The 16515-nt window shown below is 53.3% G+C and carries 16 protein-coding genes; 6 read left to right on the top strand and 10 right to left on the bottom strand.

Annotation, left to right across the window (positions count from 1 at the left end):
* Nucleotides 1-163: 163 nt before the first annotated feature.
* The gene (gene dbpA, locus ACF8PK_RS20725; protein ID WP_014204363.1) at nt 164-1546 is read left to right on the top strand and encodes an ATP-dependent RNA helicase DbpA; all 1383 of its coding nucleotides are present in this window, start codon (nt 164-166) and stop codon (nt 1544-1546) included.
* A gap of 3 nt (nt 1547-1549) precedes the next feature.
* Here the strand turns inward: dbpA and ACF8PK_RS20720 are convergent, their stop codons facing one another.
* On the bottom strand, nt 1550-2116 hold the full coding sequence (locus ACF8PK_RS20720) for a Crp/Fnr family transcriptional regulator (protein WP_392443522.1): 567 nt from the start codon (nt 2114-2116) through the stop codon (nt 1550-1552).
* Between the two features lie 85 nt (nt 2117-2201).
* On the bottom strand, nt 2202-4163 hold the full coding sequence (gene cpdB, locus ACF8PK_RS20715) for a 2',3'-cyclic-nucleotide 2'-phosphodiesterase (RefSeq protein ID WP_004728626.1): 1962 nt from the start codon (nt 4161-4163) through the stop codon (nt 2202-2204).
* Nucleotides 4164-4467: 304 nt separating this feature from the next.
* Here cpdB and cobA point away from each other — a divergent pair, with 304 nt between their 5' ends.
* The 5 genes from cobA to cysC all read left to right on the top strand — a co-directional run bounded on the left by cobA (nt 4468) and on the right by cysC (nt 10193).
* On the top strand, nt 4468-5346 hold the full coding sequence (gene cobA, locus ACF8PK_RS20710) for a uroporphyrinogen-III C-methyltransferase (RefSeq protein ID WP_154180448.1): 879 nt from the start codon (nt 4468-4470) through the stop codon (nt 5344-5346).
* A gap of 72 nt (nt 5347-5418) precedes the next feature.
* Nucleotides 5419-6327 carry a sulfate adenylyltransferase subunit CysD gene (gene cysD / locus ACF8PK_RS20705; protein WP_038152619.1) on the top strand — a complete coding sequence of 303 codons (909 nt, stop codon included), beginning with the start codon at nt 5419-5421 and terminating at the stop codon, nt 6325-6327.
* Nucleotides 6328-6344: 17 nt separating this feature from the next.
* Nucleotides 6345-7775, top strand: coding sequence for a sulfate adenylyltransferase subunit CysN (gene cysN / locus ACF8PK_RS20700; RefSeq protein ID WP_014204369.1), 1431 nt, complete (start codon nt 6345-6347; stop codon nt 7773-7775).
* Nucleotides 7776-7818: 43 nt separating this feature from the next.
* Nucleotides 7819-9543 carry an SLC13 family permease gene (locus ACF8PK_RS20695; RefSeq protein WP_004728631.1) on the top strand — a complete coding sequence of 575 codons (1725 nt, stop codon included), beginning with the start codon at nt 7819-7821 and terminating at the stop codon, nt 9541-9543.
* A gap of 29 nt (nt 9544-9572) precedes the next feature.
* Nucleotides 9573-10193: an adenylyl-sulfate kinase gene (gene cysC / locus ACF8PK_RS20690; RefSeq protein WP_014204370.1), complete on the top strand. Its 621-nt coding sequence runs from the start codon at nt 9573-9575 to the stop codon at nt 10191-10193.
* Nucleotides 10194-10261: 68 nt separating this feature from the next.
* Here cysC and ACF8PK_RS20685 read toward each other — a convergent pair whose 3' ends face one another.
* The 8 genes from ACF8PK_RS20685 to msrA form a co-directional block, all read right to left on the bottom strand.
* Nucleotides 10262-11161: a TIGR03899 family protein gene (locus ACF8PK_RS20685; protein ID WP_004728633.1), complete on the bottom strand. Its 900-nt coding sequence runs from the start codon at nt 11159-11161 to the stop codon at nt 10262-10264.
* Nucleotides 11162-11458: 297 nt separating this feature from the next.
* On the bottom strand, nt 11459-11953 hold the full coding sequence (locus ACF8PK_RS20680; RefSeq protein ID WP_392443394.1) for a DUF3299 domain-containing protein: 495 nt from the start codon (nt 11951-11953) through the stop codon (nt 11459-11461).
* 27 nt (nt 11954-11980) lie between these two features.
* A complete protein-coding gene (locus ACF8PK_RS20675; RefSeq protein ID WP_392443392.1) occupies nt 11981-13240 on the bottom strand; it encodes an ABC transporter permease in 1260 nt (419 codons plus the stop codon).
* A complete protein-coding gene (locus ACF8PK_RS20670) occupies nt 13237-13953 on the bottom strand; it encodes an ABC transporter ATP-binding protein (protein WP_004728637.1) in 717 nt (238 codons plus the stop codon). Before ACF8PK_RS20670 ends, ACF8PK_RS20675 begins: the two co-directional genes overlap by 4 nt.
* A 57-nt stretch (nt 13954-14010) precedes the next feature.
* On the bottom strand, nt 14011-14667 hold the full coding sequence (locus tag ACF8PK_RS20665) for a DUF2796 domain-containing protein (RefSeq protein ID WP_238825694.1): 657 nt from the start codon (nt 14665-14667) through the stop codon (nt 14011-14013).
* A gap of 20 nt (nt 14668-14687) precedes the next feature.
* Nucleotides 14688-15029 (bottom strand): DUF2607 family protein, encoded by a 342-nt coding sequence (locus ACF8PK_RS20660; RefSeq protein ID WP_004728639.1) that lies wholly within the window; start codon nt 15027-15029, stop codon nt 14688-14690.
* A 106-nt stretch (nt 15030-15135) separates the two neighbouring features.
* Nucleotides 15136-15687, bottom strand: coding sequence for a YtfJ family protein (locus tag ACF8PK_RS20655; RefSeq protein ID WP_004728640.1), 552 nt, complete (start codon nt 15685-15687; stop codon nt 15136-15138).
* 109 nt (nt 15688-15796) lie between these two features.
* A complete protein-coding gene (gene msrA / locus ACF8PK_RS20650; RefSeq protein ID WP_004728641.1) occupies nt 15797-16432 on the bottom strand; it encodes a peptide-methionine (S)-S-oxide reductase MsrA in 636 nt (211 codons plus the stop codon).
* Nucleotides 16433-16515: the final 83 nt, after the last annotated feature.

The raw sequence follows: 16515 nt of genomic DNA, 5'->3' as shown, positions 1-16515 counted from the left end.
TCCTTAGGATGGTTTGCGTGTTACTCTAGCAGCGCATTCTTGTATCGGCATTAACAAAAGTTAAGCGTCGACCGCAAAAAATTTAAATCAATATTCACTGGTGCTGACGATTAAAATAACGATAATAGCCGCTCGTTTTTTCGTCTGACCTAAGGACACACCCTTGAACCCAACATCTTTTGCTGCTTTGAACCTCAAGCCAGAACTGCTCTCAAACCTCGACACCATGGGGTTTACTCATATGACGCCAATTCAGGCGCAATCTCTGCCAGCAATCCTCAACGGTCAGGATGTGATTGGTCAGGGGAAAACCGGCTCAGGCAAAACCGCAGCGTTTGGTCTGGGTGTGTTGCAAAACCTCCACGTGAAGCGTTTTCGCGTGCAATCTTTGGTGTTGTGTCCGACGCGTGAACTGGCGGATCAAGTGGCGACCGACATTCGCACTCTGGGCCGCGCGATTCACAACATCAAAGTGCTGACGTTGTGCGGCGGCATGCCGATGGGGCCTCAGATTGGCTCACTGGAACACGGTGCGCATATTCTGGTGGGTACGCCGGGGCGGATTCTGGATCACCTGTCCAAAGGACGTATCGACTTGTCAGAACTCAACACTTTGGTGCTTGATGAAGCGGACCGTATGCTGGAGATGGGGTTTCAGGAAGCGCTGGATGCGATCATTGCCGAAGCGCCAAAACAGCGTCAAACCTTGCTGTTCAGTGCCACTTATCCGGAAGCGATCCAAGAGATCGCCCAATCGGTGACGCGTGACGCGCTGATGATCAAAGTGGCATCGACCCATGAAACTTCGAGCATTCGTCAACAGTTCTACAAAGTCGAAGGCACCGAAGCGCGCGATGAAGCGTTGGCAACCCTGCTGCTGAATCATCAACCGGAATCTGCGGTGGTGTTCTGCAACACCAAACGTGAAGTACAAAGTGTGGCGGATGAGCTGCACCACAAAGGCTTCAGTGTGATTGAACTGCACGGTGACATGGAACAGCGTGAGCGCGATCAGGCGCTGGTGCAGTTTGCCAACAAGAGTATCTCGGTGTTGGTCGCGACGGACGTGGCCGCACGTGGTCTGGATGTGGATAATCTCGACGCGGTATTTAACTTCGAGCTGTCACGCGATCCGGAAGTCCACGTCCACCGCATTGGCCGTACTGGTCGCGCGGGCAGTCAAGGTCTGGCGATCAGTTTCTTTAGCGATAAAGAGATGTACCGCATTGCGCAGATCGAAGAGTACATGGACATTGTGATTTCGCCTGCCGAATTGCCTGAACCGGTGAAAGGGGTTGCGCCGTACCGTTCAAACATGGTGACGATTCAGATCGACGGTGGTAAGAAACAGAAAGTGCGTCCGGGCGACATTCTGGGCGCTTTGACCAGCGATGGCAGCTTGACTGGAGATCAGATCGGCAAGATCAACCTGTTCCAAATGCGCGCCTATGTCGCGGTGCAAAAGAGCGTGGCCAAAGTGGCGTTGGATAAACTCAGCAACGGCAAAATGAAAGGCCGTCAGTTCCGCGCGCGTTACATCAAATAACCGTCACTCATTTCTCAGCCGAGCCTTGATTCGGCTGAGGCTGATGGGAGTGATCCCCAGATAGGCGGCGATGTGGGTGTCGCTGACTCGCGGCATCAATTCCGGAAACTGCTGACACATCACTTGATAACGCTGCTCTGGGCGATAGAGCAACATGAAGCGTTCTTTATTCTCCTTGTGCATCAACTGCGCTTCCAGCAGTTTGATGTACAACGGATGCACACGCTGACGCCATTGATGTAAATACTCAATCGGTAAGCACAGCAACGTCACCGGCGTCAGACTTTCAAGCAGATACGGCGATGGTGCGCGGTGAATCAAGCTTTCAAAACCGATGATCCAATCTTGTTCCCAGTAAAATTCTTTACTGAACTCCTTGCCCTCTGGCGTCAGGTAGCTGGCGTGACAAATACCCTGACAGATGAAGTAAAAATGCGTTGGGGTTTCCCCCTGATTGACCAGAATATGGCGTGTTGGCAGCTCCAACGGCGTGGCCGCCGCGAGCAGTTCCGCGATGTCGTTGGCGCAAAAACCGTGCTCGGTCATCACCTGATGAAACTGTTGCTGAATGTCTGTCTCGGCGAATGGCATGCCGGTTTGCTCCGATAAAAAAGCCGCAGCACATGCTGCGGCTGATACTGTACTCAATCTTGCGTTAGTTTTGTAGATCGATACGGTAGACGGCAAAGCCGACCTCATCCGTGGCCACTTTGAGCATCGGGTACTGACCTTTGTCTGCAATAAACTGCGCCGCTTTGTCACTCGGTGAGGTTTCAAAGCGAATGTCGAGTTTGTGCGTGCTGTGAATCGGTGCGAACGACCAGTTGTTATCGGCACTTGGCATCACTTGCCCTTGCTCCTTGCTGACGCGAGAAATGTAATCGGCCACCACGGTGCGGTTCTCATCCGGAGAATCAAATGCAATGAACTCACTCCCGGTGCCCGGGAACTTGTTGCTGTAAGCGCGGTAGTTGTTGGTCGCGATCAAAAAGGTTTGATCATCTCGAATCGGTTGGCCTTGATAGGTGAGGTTCACGATGCGCTGTGCATGGGGATGAATCACCTGACACTCGCCATCGTATTTCGCCGGCTGCGTGACATCAATTTGGTAGTTCACGCCATCAAGCACATCAAAGTTATAGGTGCGGAATCCATCCCAGTTGATCAGCGATTGTGGCTGCTCAGTGTTGACGTCGATCTGATTGAATTGCCCTGCCGAACATTCCAGCCATGCTTTGACTTGCTGGCCGGAGACTTTCATCGTCACCAGCGTGTTCGGGTACAAATAGAGGTCGGCGGCGTTGCGGAATGTCAGCTCGCCTGATTCCACTTCGGTAAAGTTAGACGGATCGTTTTTGCGCCCGCCCACTTTAAATGGTGCGGCGGCGGACAGTACCGGCAGGCCATCCAAGTTCGGGTCGCCCTGAATAAAGCGCTCGACGTAATCCTGCTGCGCCAAGTTGACGATTTGAATCGTTGGGTCGTCCTGCACCAGCGCGAGGTAGCTGTACATCACATCATTGGCTTTGCCGATCGGTTGGTTGACAAAATCGCGGGTGCCTTTGTGATCCGCTTTGAGGGCTTTCACGATCCCTTGGTCGGCGTCTACCAGCGGTTTGTTGTGTGCTTTATCGAAGATCGGGCGCGCTTCAGACTGGCCGTGCGTCACCACCCATTGGCCCTCTTTTTGTTCCAGCGTCAAATCCATCACCCCGACATGGCTGCCCCAGCGGCCCGGCATCACGGCGGTGACCCCGTTGATGGTGCCTTGCTCAATATCGGCGCCCGGCAGTGACGCGAACTCTTTACCCGGGAAGACGGCGTGTGAGTGACCAAAGGCAATGGCATCAATGCCCGGCACTTGGGTGAGGTAATAGACTGAGTTTTCCGCACCCAGTTTGTATGGGTCGGAAGAGACGCCCGAGTGTGGAATCGCCACAATCACGTCCGCGCCCTGCGCGCGCATTTCTGGCACCAGTTTTTCAGCGGTCGCTTTGATGTCTTTGGCGGTCACTTTGCCTTCGAGATTCTTTTTGTCCCACACCATGATTTGTGGGGGGACGAAGCCGATGTAGCCCACTTTGACGGAATGCGCTTTGCCATCGGTGTCTTTAAAGGTGTGCGTTTTGATCAGGTAGGGTTGAAAGAAGTGCTCGCCTGATTTCGCGTCGTAGACGTTGGCATTGATGTACGGGAAATTCGCATCATTGATGGTTTCGAGCAGAAATTCCAGACCGTAGTTGAATTCGTGGTTGCCGATATTACCCACGTCGTAGCTGAGCTGATTCATCGCCTTATATGCGGGATGGACTTCGCCCGGCTTGATGCCTTTGGCTGCCATGTAATCGCCCATCGGGCTGCCCTGAATCAAATCGCCGTTATCGACCAGAATACTGTTGGTGACTTCACTGCGCGCTTCTTTGACGAGGCTGGCCGCTCGCGCCAGACCAATTTGCTGCGACGGTTTGTCTTTGTAGTAGTCGTAATCCATCAGGTTGGTATGGATGTCGGTGGTTTCGATAATACGAAGTTTGATGGTTTCTGCCATCGCCGGGCCAGCTAGCGTCAGCAAGCCGCCGAGAATGGCGATAGAGAGAGGTTTGATTGCCGCTGTCATCGTGCGCTCCAATCGGGTTAAGGGAAGTCTATAACTCGATAAATGTAACAAATATCGATGAAACAATGACTTCACTTGAAGTTGAAGTGTGATTTTACGCACTTTATTGCGTAATCCATGGGCCGTTTTGCCAAGGTGCTGCGCATTTCGTCATCACGCCATCCGTTCGAATTGTAGCCACGCAATGCTTCAACTGTGCCAAGCCTATATCAGTTTTTCGAATAAAAAATGAAATTTTAGAATTTCCGGTAATAAAAGGAACTGCCCATAATGCAATCATCAATCGGGTAAAGGATGACAAGACATGGCGGGTTCTCACACAGTGTCAACGCTGACCACCGCAGCCCCACGCTTAGTTGCCGTGGATAGTGGCACACACAACGCGACATGGTCGAAGATTGCTCGCAGTCAATTGCAGCCAGGTGAAGTGGCGCTGGTGGGCTCGGGGCCGGGTGATCCGGAACTGCTGACCGTCAAAGCGCTGAGTTACCTGCAACAGGCAGACGTGGTGCTGTACGACTATTTGGTCTCGGACGACATCATGGCCTTGATTCCCAGCGACACCATTTTGGTTTGTGTGGGCAAACGCGCTGGCCACCACAGCGTGCCGCAGGAAAAAACCAACCAGTTGCTGGTGGATTTTGCCAAGCAAGGCCACCGTGTGGTGCGCATCAAAGGCGGCGATCCATTCATGTTTGGTCGTGGTGGTGAAGAGCTGGAAGTGCTGTTTGACGCCGGCGTTCAGTTCCAAGTGGTGCCGGGCATTACCGCAGCCGCAGGGGCAACGGCCTACGCGGGCATTCCATTGACTCACCGTGATTACGCGCAATCGGCGCTGTTTGTCACTGGGCATTTGAAAGCCGATGCCGCGGATATGGATTGGTCAACGCTGGCTCGCAGCCAACAAACGCTGGTGATTTACATGGGGCTGATGAAATCGAGCACCATTGCGCAGCAGTTGATGGAACACGGTCGCCATGCCAGCACGCCGATTGCCATCATTGAACGTGGCACGCAGTCCTCACAAAAAGTATTTCGCGGCGCACTCAGTGAATTACCTCAGTTAGCGGCACATGCTCAGTCGCCGTCACTGATTGTCATTGGCGAAGTCGTCACGCTGGCCGACAAATTGGCTTGGTTTGGTGACCACGCCAACCCGTCAGCGCAATACCAATACGCATAACTCATTATTCAAATTGCGAGACCCGGTTGCGGGTCTTTCAAGCCAACAGGCAGCTAAAAGGAAGCACGCAAAATGGATCAACAACGCTTAACCCATTTAAAACAGCTTGAGGCAGAAAGTATCCACATCATTCGTGAAGTGGCTGCGGAATTTGCCAATCCCGTCATGATGTATTCGATCGGCAAAGACTCTTCGGTCATGCTGCATCTGGCGCGCAAAGCGTTTTATCCGGGCAAGATCCCATTCCCCTTGTTACACGTCGACACCGACTGGAAATTCCGCGACATGATCGCGTTCCGTGACGCGACCGCAAAGAAATATGGTTTTGAGCTGCTGGTGCACAAAAACCCGGAAGGGATGGCGATGGGTATCAACCCGTTTGATCACGGCTCTTCCAAGCACACCGACATCATGAAAACGCAAGGCCTGAAACAGGCGTTGAACAAATACGGTTTTGATGCCGCTTTTGGTGGCGCGCGTCGTGACGAAGAGAAATCGCGCGCCAAAGAGCGTGTCTACTCATTCCGCGATAAGCACCACACGTGGGACCCGAAAAACCAGCGTCCGGAGCTGTGGAAAACTTACAACGGCCAAATCAACAAAGGTGAAAGCATTCGTGTGTTCCCGCTGTCGAATTGGACGGAACTGGATATCTGGCAATACATCTTGTTAGAAGGCATTGAGATTGTGCCGCTGTATCTGTCGGATGTGCGTCCAGTGGTGGAGCGCGACGGCATGCTGATCATGGTGGATGACGACCGCATGAAGCTGCAACCGGGTGAGAAAATTGAACACAAGAGTGTGCGTTTCCGTACGCTTGGCTGTTACCCACTGACTGGCGCGATTGAATCGAACGCCAAAACACTGCCGGAAATTATCGAAGAGATGCTGGTGGCGACGTCGAGTGAGCGTCAAGGCCGAGCGATCGACCACGATCAGTCCGGATCGATGGAATTGAAAAAACGTCAAGGTTACTTCTAAGGGTCTAAGGAAAGAACATGAATAGTGCAGTTCAAGCTCAACTTGCTGAGCTAGGTATTGAAGGTTACCTCAATCAACACCAACACAAATCGCTACTTCGCTTCCTCACCTGTGGCTCAGTTGACGATGGTAAAAGTACGCTGATTGGTCGTCTGCTTCACGACTCAAAACAGATTTATGAAGATCAACTGGCCGCGGTGCATTCCGACAGCCAACGTGTCGGCACCACGGGCGAGCGCCCAGACTTAGCGCTACTGGTCGATGGTCTGCAAGCGGAACGCGAACAGGGGATTACCATTGACGTGGCGTACCGTTATTTCTCGACGCAGAAGCGCAAATTCATCATCGCCGATACACCGGGACACGAACAGTACACCCGTAACATGGCGACTGGTGCCTCGACTTGTGATCTGGCGGTGATCTTGATTGATGCGCGCAAAGGCGTGCTGGATCAAACGCGTCGTCACTCGTTTATCTCCAACCTGTTGGGGCTGAAACACTTTGTGGTCGCGGTCAACAAGATGGACTTGGTCGAGTATTCGCAAGCGCGTTTTGAAGAGATTCGCGCCGAGTATCTTGAGTTTTCCAAACACCTACACGGTGACATCGATATTCAGATCATTCCCCTGTCGGCGCTGGAAGGCGACAACGTGGTCGATAAAAGCGCGCACATGGACTGGTACCAAGGTCCGTCACTGCTCGATCTGCTGGAAACCGTCGATGTTGATCAGCAAAAAGGCAGCGGCGAATTCCGTTTCCCGGTGCAGTACGTCAACCGTCCAAACCTCGATTTCCGCGGTTTTGCCGGCACGATCGCGTCCGGATCCATCAATGTGGGCGACACGGTCAAAGTGCTGCCATCGGGCAAAACGTCTACGGTTGCTCGCATTGTCACGTTTGATGGCGATCTGCAATCTGCGCGCGCTGGGCTTGCCGTCACGCTGACGCTGGCGGATGAGATTGACATCAGCCGCGGCGATCTGATTGTGCTGGCGCACGATCAAGTGGAAAGCACCAACCATCTGCTGGCCGATGTGGTGTGGATGACGGAGCAACCGCTTCAACCGGGTCGTGATTACGACGTGAAGATTGCTGGCAAGAAAACCGTGGGTCAAGTGACGGCGATTCGCCACCAATACGACATCAACAACCTGTCGAGCTATGCCGCAGACGAACTGCCGCTGAATGGCATCGGTTTATGTGAGTGGACGTTTAACCAAGCGGTCGCGCTGGACAAATACCTCGATTGTGCCGACACCGGCGGTTTCATCATCATCGATCGTCTGACCAACGTCACCGTGGGTGCGGGCTTGGTGCGAGACAGTTTGCAAAGCGTGGCGCAAGCCGAAGGTCAATTCTCTGCGTTTGAAGTTGAACTCAACGCGCTGATCCGTAAACACTTCCCACACTGGGATGCGAAGGATCTGAGTCAATTGCTTAAATCATAAGTGATGGAGGGTGGGCAACCACCCTCGTGTTGAGGGATGTGTTATGTGGGAACAAGGGCTGGTACTGGCGATTCTGCTGGGCATCGTGACCTGTCTGCTGGTCACGCGAATTAAGCCGAGCTTCATTTTTGCCGGCGCGGCGTTTGTGGCGTTTATGTCCGGCATGATGGATGTGAACGCGCTGGCGTCGAACTTCACCAACACGTCTCTGTTGACTCTGGTTTTGTTGATCTTGGCCTCCAGTGCGTTGGAAAAAACGCGTCTGGTAAGCTGGGTGAGTCGCAACATTTCAGAAGGCAACTTGGGAACTGTGGTCGCCAAGTTGGGTTTGTCGACCGCATTTCTCTCCTCATTCACCAATAACACCGCGGTGGTGGTGTCGTTGATCGGCGCGATCAAGCGCAATCAACAACATGCGCCGTCGAAGTTATTGATCCCGCTGTCGTACACCGCGATCTTTGGCGGCACGCTGACGCTGATCGGCACGTCGACCAACTTGATCATCAACAGCTTTGTCGAAGATGCCGGGCTACCCAGCCTGAACTTTTTCGCGCCATCGTTGATCGGTCTGGCGGTGCTGGTGGGCGGGGTGATCATTTTGATCCCGCTGAGTTATCTGCTGCCCAGTTACGATGAGCAGGGCCAAGACGATCTGCCGTACTTTTTGGAAGCGATTGTCGAACCGGGGTCACCGTTGGTGGGCCACAGCATTGCCGAAAATAACCTGCGTGCCTTGCGTAAGCTGTTTCTCGCTGAAGTGAACCGCGATGGGGAAAGTGTGCCGTCGGTCGGGCCGGATTTTGTGTTGCAGGCGCGCGATCGTCTGCTGTTTTGTGGCGACGTGGAAAGTGTCTCGACATTGCAGGAAATTCAAGGTTTGACGCTGTTTGGGCAGCACCATCTCAACGGCCAAAACTTTGTCGAAGTGGTGGTGAGTTCCTCGGCCAGTTTCTGCAACAAAACCTTGAAATCGAGCCGCTTTCGCGACCGTTTTGATGCGGTGGTGGTGGCGATTCGCCGTGGCCATGAGCGCTTGGAAGGCGGGCTGGGCAATATCACGTTGACTGCCGGTGACACGCTAGTATTGGTGCCGGGCAAACGCTTTGATGCGCAGCGCAGCGCCAACAGCCGCGAATTTGTGCTGATCAATGATTTAGATTCCAGTGCCAAACTCGATACCACCAAATCCACTTTGGTATTGGTGGGGTTTGCTGCAGTCATTGGCGCGTCGCTTCTTGGGGTGATGCCGATCATTAAAGGCTTGCTGGCGTATCTGCTGCTGCTATTTGTGTTTGGTATTGTGCATGTGGGGGAGCTGCGTCGCCGTTTTCCGGTCGATATCGTGGTGATTGTCGGCTCGGCGCTGTCGATTGCGCAATTGATGATTTCGTCTGGTTTGTCCGAGCGTATGGGGCAGATGTTTATTCAGGCCTTTAACGGCTGGGGCGTGGTGGGCGGTTTGATTGCCACGTACTTGGTGACCTTGGTGTTAACCGAACTTATCACCAACAACGCCGCCGCAGCGCTGGCCTTTCCGATTGGCTACAGCATGGCGGTCGGGTATGGCGTGGATCCGATGCCGTTTATCATGGCGGTGCTGTTTGGTGCCAGTGCGAGCTTTATTTCCCCTTACGGGTATCAAACCAACTTGTTGGTGTATAGCGTGGGCAACTACAAACTGAGTGACTACGTGCGGGTCGGCATTCCGATTTCATTGGTGTATTCCGTGTTAGTCCTGACCTTGATCCCGGTATTTTTTCCATTTTAATTTTTAGAATCTGTGTAAAAGGATGACCTATGAGCAGCGCATCGAATGTGAAAGACGACAACATCGTGTGGCATCAACACTCGGTTGATAAACAGTGTCGCGCTGAACTGAAAAAGCAGAAACCGGCCGTGCTGTGGTTTACCGGCCTGTCAGGCGCGGGTAAATCAACCGTGGCGGGTGCGCTGGAAAGTCGTTTGGCGACGCTGGGGTATCACACGTACTTGCTGGATGGCGACAATGTGCGCCATGGTTTGTGCAGCGATTTGGGTTTTTCAGAACAAGATCGCCGCGAAAATATTCGCCGCATCGGTGAGCTGGCCAAGCTGATGGCCGACGCCGGTTTGATTGTGCTGACAGCCTTTATCTCGCCGCATCGCGCCGAGCGCCAATTGGTGCGAGACTTGCTGCCGCAAGGGGAGTTCATCGAAGTGTTCGTCAACACGTCGCTGGACGTGTGTGAGCAGCGCGATCCGAAAGGGTTGTACAAGAAAGCACGTGCCGGGGAGATTGCTAATTTCACTGGGATTGATTCTGCGTACGAAGCGCCACGCGATCCTGAGATCGACTTGCCTGCCGGTGAGGCCAGTATCGATGAGCTGGTGGCGCAATGTGTGGCTGAGCTCAACGCGCGCGGTATCATCGCTCAGTAAATCCATAGACTGAACACGATAAACAAAAAGTCAGGCTCAGCCTGACTTTTTTTGTCTCTGCGGCGCCATTACACCGTGTGGTGAATGGTCGATGCGCTGGCTTCGGTGTGCACGGTAAATTTCTGATTGAGCAGGGCCACCAGTTGATCGTAATACCCCATGTTGGGCTTGTTGCCGAGTAGGCGGCACAGCTCATTGCCGGTGGGCGTGAAGCGGTAGTAGAGCAGTCGCACGCCGCGCGAGTTGGCGTTCAGCGACAAATGCTTGCCTTGATAGCTGAGGGTGAGTGGCGGGTCGAGCTCAATTTCGCCCGATTCCAGTTCGGTGGCATGCAGCAAGCCAAGCTCAATCAGCACCAGCAAGCTGGAGTAAGGCATTTGATGATTGCCAATGTTGAGCGTGTTGGTCACCGCCCGTTTGCCAAGGCTGAACAAGCCATTTTGAATCTTGAGGCCAAATAGCAATTTCAAGCTGTGGTCACTGCCAAAACTGCACGACAGGCCGGCGGCGCGTTGCAGAATCTGCGCCTCTTTCGGCGTCATGTCTTGCAGCACTTTCAGCGCTTTCATCGAGGTAAATCCCGGATTGGTCACTTCGCGTTTGAGCACTTGAGCCCACAAGCGCTGCATCGACGAGTTGTGAATGTCTTGCGCCATATCGAAAAAACGGTACAGCCAATCTTGGTCGGGGTCACCGGCGGTTTCATTGTGGCATGATACGTGCGCCAAACGCACAATCTGCTCTAAGTTTTTCTGGCGCTGCTCTTTGCGATCACGTTCGCGCTTGAACGCGCGGTCGAGCGGCGTTTTCTTCGGCGCTTCACTCAGCAACAGCGCATCGACACCATGTTGCTGCGCGATCGCAAAGATGCGCTTGCCGCTGTCTTTCACGTAATGCGATTTTTTGTTCTGCGACGAACCCGATGTCGGTTCGTGTTCAATCACGACAGGTTGTTTCGATTCGGCCATGTTTACCAGCAGTTATGCGTTTCGGACATGGTTTAAAATGTACCCTGTCTGCCGCGATGCCTCCAGCGAAACTCTTGGTTGGAGTGCACAAATTTGCACTATGCCAAATGATAATAGTTTGTTAAAATTGTTATCGCTGTTTGTGGGGGTGCACATGAAATATTGGAAGGATAATAAACTACGCAAGCACCTATCGATTGCGCTACTGTTTGTCGTTTATCTGGGAGTACTGACGTATCTCTCCAAGTACATCGTTTAGGCAGCACAATCCATAGGTAACTTGGTTGTTAAGAAATTTTACATATCGTCGTATTCGGCAATCTCTTGGCCTTCAATCACATAGCCGGTTTCTGCTAGATCCAAACTGACCGATTGCGTTTTGAGCGTGCCGATCACATACACCACATCCCAAAGCTCCTGCACGGGGGCACCTTTCGGGAATTTCACATAAATGATCTGATTCGGTGGCGGAGGCGGCACGTGAATGCAGGCGCCAAAATACGGCACCAACAGAAACTCGGTGACGGTATTTTCATCCCCTTCTAGTGGAATCACGAAGCCAGGAATTTTCACCGTACTGCCGTTGAGTTCGGGGCGCACGTTGCCAATTTTTTGCTGCTGTGCGGGCGCATCTCCGCTGTGATCCGGCATGAGCATGCCTTGGTGATCAAACAAGTTACGCTCGTTTTCCGGGATCAGATCGATCCAGTCCAGTTTCAAGACCTCATTGCTCAATGCAGGGGCTGCCACCGTGAGTAGCAGCAGCGTGGCGCTCGCCAGCCATTTTTTCATCTCGTTCCTCATGTCGATGTGGAGGGATTAAAGTCGAATCGTCATGCCATCGCTGAGCGACTGACGGTAAGCGCGTAGCGCTGGAATAAAGCCGATCAGGATACCCGCTGCTTGCACATAGCCCAGCAATTGCCACTCATAGTGCGACAGCGATTCCAGTTGCAAGCGAATGCCGTACTGATTTTCGATCAGCGGCGCGGCAATCGCCAGCAGCGCATAAAGCCCGCCAAGGCCCACCACAATACCACAACAGGTCAACACGCTGGCTTCACTGACCAGCAACGCAAACACATGATGCGGCCGTGCGCCCATGGCGCGCAGAATGGACATCTCTCGGCGTCGCTCTTGCAAGCTGGTGAGTAGGCTACTGAGCATGCCAAGCAGCCCTGCGACCACCACAAATACCGACACCGCCATCAAGGCTTGTTCGGCGACGGACATCATGCCCCACAATTCGTGCAGTGCGACTCCCGGCATAATCGCGCTGAGCGGTTCTTGGCGATATTCGTTGATTTGGCGCTGCAGCGCAAATGTCTGAATTTTGGATTTCAGCCCGATCAGCATGGCGGTGATCTGCTTGGGTTCAAACTGACGCTGCTCCAGTTGGGCGGCATCCGGTGTTTTGCCCAATCGCGCGCCGGACTCCCAGCCGACATGAATCGCTTCAATGGCGCCAAGCGAGACGTGCACGGTTTTATCCACCGGGGTGCCGGTTGGTGCCAGAATGCCCACCACGGTAAATGGTAGGTTGTCATGACGGGCAAACCCGACGTCGCTGATGCCGTGCGCAATGATGATTTGGCTACCGATGTGATACCCGAGCTGGCGAGCGACATCGGCGCCCAGCACGGTTTCAAACAACCCGTTGAACTCGCGACCTTGAGAAAAAGTAAGTGGTTGCTTACTGCCGTAGCGATAGTGTTCAAAGTAGCTGTGGTTGGTGCCCATCACACGAAAGCCTTTGTGCGAATCGCCGAGCGAAATCGGAATCGCCCACTTCACGGCCGAATGGGTACTGAATTCTTGATAACTTTTCCAGTCGATGTTGTTGGTGGCATTGCCAATACGAAACACCGAATAGAGCAGTAAGTTCACCTGTCCGCTGCGACCGCCCACAATCAGGTCGGTGCCGGAAATGGTGTTGGCAAAACTACTTTTGGCCTGAGTCCGAATGCGTTCGACCCCGAGCAGCAGAATGACGGAAATCGCGACCGTTAGAACGGTCAACAGGGCGGTAGTTTTGCGATTGAGTAGGCTTTTCCAAGCCAATTTGATCGTGACGCTCATAGCATGCCTCGCGCGCGGTTGAGAGTCGGTAAGTGGACACTTCGGCTAAACAGGCTTTCCAGCGTAGGGTCATGGCTGACGAACACCAAAGTGGAGCCGACGCGATTCGCCTCTTCTAGCAACAGTTCAATGAATGCGGTGCGGTTGTCGTAATCGAGTGATGAGGTCGGTTCATCGGCGATGATCAGTTGCGGTTCCCCCATCAATGCTCGAGCTGCTGCGACACGTTGCTGCTGGCCGATGCTCAGTTCAACGACCGGTTTGTCCAGTAAGGATGGCGGTAAATGCAGCCGAGCCAGCAGAGCTTTGGCGCGCGTTATCAACGGTTCATTGATTTTGCTGCGACGCAGCGCCGAGAACTGACACGGCAGAATCACGTTGTCGATCACCGACAGGTAAGGCAACAGGTTGAATTGTTGAAAAATATAGCCGATATGGTCGGCGCGAAAGCGATCACGTGCGCTGGCTTTCAGTTGCGTCATGTCCTGACCGAGCAGACGCACCGCGCCGCTGGTGGCTGGGTTGATGCCCGTCAGCAAGCTGAGTAACGTCGATTTACCACAACCACTGGGGCCTTTAATAAACAGATGTTCTTTGGCGGCGACAACAAGGTGTTCGATGTCTAATGTCGGAGCGTCGCTGTCGGGCCAATGAAAGGTGACCTGCTGCAGTTCGATCACCTGTTTCGCAGAATAGAGATGGGGTTCACTCATCACGGTGCCTCGCAAAAACAAAAACTCGGGTAAGTGCTGACTTACCCGAGAGGGTGATTACAGTGAAATGCGGGTTTGGCCCGGACGCAGTTCAGTCGCCGTTTGCTGTGTATCGGTCAGCAAATTGACATCCATTTTCTGGGTGCTTGGGAACAGTTGGAACCAGTGTGTGTCGATCTGCTTGAGCTCTTGAATCTGGTCGCAGTGATACTGGTATTGCACGGTAAACGAACCATGTTGGTGATCGTGGTGGTCATGGCCATCGTGGTCATGGTCATGATCGTCGTGATGTTCATGGTCATCATGCGCTTGATGTTGCGCGTGGTCATGATCATCATGCTGGTCGTGGTCGTGGTCGTGGTCGTGGTCGTGGTCGTGGTCGTCATGACCCCCCAGCGTATGGTGCACCGAGGCTGTTTCCAGATGACAACGGGCACGCTCGCTTAAAGTGAACAATGCATCCGCAGTATTGAGGTTTTCTAGGGCTTGATTCAGGCGCTGTGTTTCGGCGTCGGTTTTCGGCGCGTGTTCAAAACCCACCACATCGGCACCCGGTGCCGTGATTTCAATCAGCAGATCGTGCGCATCTTGCGCGATGTTAAGTTCAACTTGGCCGTGGACGTGCGCGTCGTGTTGGCGAAATTCTTCGTGAGCGAAAGCGCTACCGCACACGGCAGCAGAAATGCTGAGTGCCAGCATTGGTTTGGTAAACATGGTGGTTTGACTCCATCAATTCAAAATAAGTAATCCGCGCGCGAGGGCGCGTCGTGGTCTTTTGTGAGGGATGAAGTCGGCGGTGAACGGGCAAGATAGGCCAGATAAAGCAGCGTCACGCTGAGTGGCGTGGCGACAGGCTGCAGGTACTCATGTTCAATCCACACCGGCAGTTCAGGCAAGGCCGCCGCAACGCCATGATGGGCTGCGGAAAACAGTTGGCAGTGATGCTGCGCATGATGCGATGGTGTGACGTCCAGTTGGTGTTCGACAAACGCGAGATTGAGCCATAGCGTCAGCAGGATAGCCGTTAACGCGACTACCCGAGCATGCAGTCGCAGACTGTGCAGGCTATGCTTCATGATGAATCCAACTGGAGTGAGAAAGAATTGTTATAATATAACAATTGAACGCAGAGGCAAGTGCGGATTGTGCCGTGAGGCGAGATTTCTTCTCACGGCATCAAGGTTACAAGCTTTGTTTGACCAATCCCAGAACCTGTTCGATTTCCGGCTCACTCAGTGCGCCTTCTTTCACAAACAAGACTTTACCGGCTTTGTCTTGCACGATAATGGCGGACGACTCTGGTTGTAGATCCCAGCTTTTCGCTACTTTCCCGTTTTGATCCAGCACGATAGAAGACCATGGGAACTCTTTCTTGCTGTCTTGTGCGGAGGATTTGACGAACGAACCGGTGCCCCACATGGCATCGTCTTGGTTGATGATCGACGTGGTTTGGTACTGTTCTTGCGGTAAATGTGCGGCGGTGATGGCGGTCATCAGCGGTGCATTCATCTCTTTGGCACTGCTACGGCCAGCAATCGCCTGAATGACGCGTACTTTACCGGGCATTTGCGCGCTGTTCCAAGGTTGGAACGCGGTGTCTTTATTTTGCAGAATCACTTCCCCGTAGCTGTCGACTTCGACATTCGGCACCGCTTGACCGAGCTGAATGTTGTGTGCGAGAGCCAGGGTGGGAGAGCACGCCAGCATTAAGGCGATAAGTGTTTTATTTTTCATTATTTTTTCCTTTGGTTGAGCACTCAAAGGTATAGCACAGAAAATGCAGTTGCGAAAAAGTCAGGTGGTCGGAATGTGGGTTCGCTCCACCTGACTTCGCATGAGTGCGTTACGCTAAACTTGGCGGAAAGCAGACGCCTGTGCCGCCCAAGCCGCAGTAGCCTTGTGGATTTTTCGCCAAATATTGCTGGTGGTAAGTTTCGGCAAAGTAGTAAGGGCCAGCGGGCAGAATCTCGGTGGTGATGTGATCGCGTTGGTGCGCTTCCAGCAGCGCTTGATAATCGGCTTGACTCTGCGTCGCGATCGCGTGTTGCTCGTCGCTGTAAGTGTAAATCGCGGAGCGGTATTGGGTGCCCAAATCGTTGCCTTGGCGCATGCCTTGGGTGGGATCGTGACGTTCCCAAAATGCGTGCAGCAGGGCTTTGAGTGGCAGGGTTTGGGGATTGTAAATCACGCGCACCACTTCGGTATGGCCAGTGCGACCGGTACACACTTCTTCATAGGTCGGGTTTGGCGTGTAGCCGCCCGCATAACCAACCGATGTTGAGACGACGCCATCGAGTTGCCAGAACAGGCGTTCGGCGCCCCAGAAGCAGCCCATACCAATCAGAATTTCTTCCTGACCGGCAGCGGGTGGCGCCGAGAGGCGGGTTTGATTGACGAAGTGAGTGTCGTCTACACTCAGGGGCGTTGCACGTCCTGGCAATGCCGTTTCAGCGGTGACCATCACTTGTTTGTCTACCATGGTATTTCCTTTTTGATTCGCTGACTGTGTGACTCAAAACAGAGAGACCGGATAATTGACGGATTTCATACAGACTAAATTGC

Source organism: Vibrio sp. CJQ_6, from assembly GCF_043106745.1.
Lineage (GTDB): Bacteria > Pseudomonadota > Gammaproteobacteria > Enterobacterales > Vibrionaceae > Vibrio > Vibrio furnissii.
Note: the sequence above shows the minus strand (reverse complement) of the source record. Positions and strands in the feature narration are given on the sequence as shown.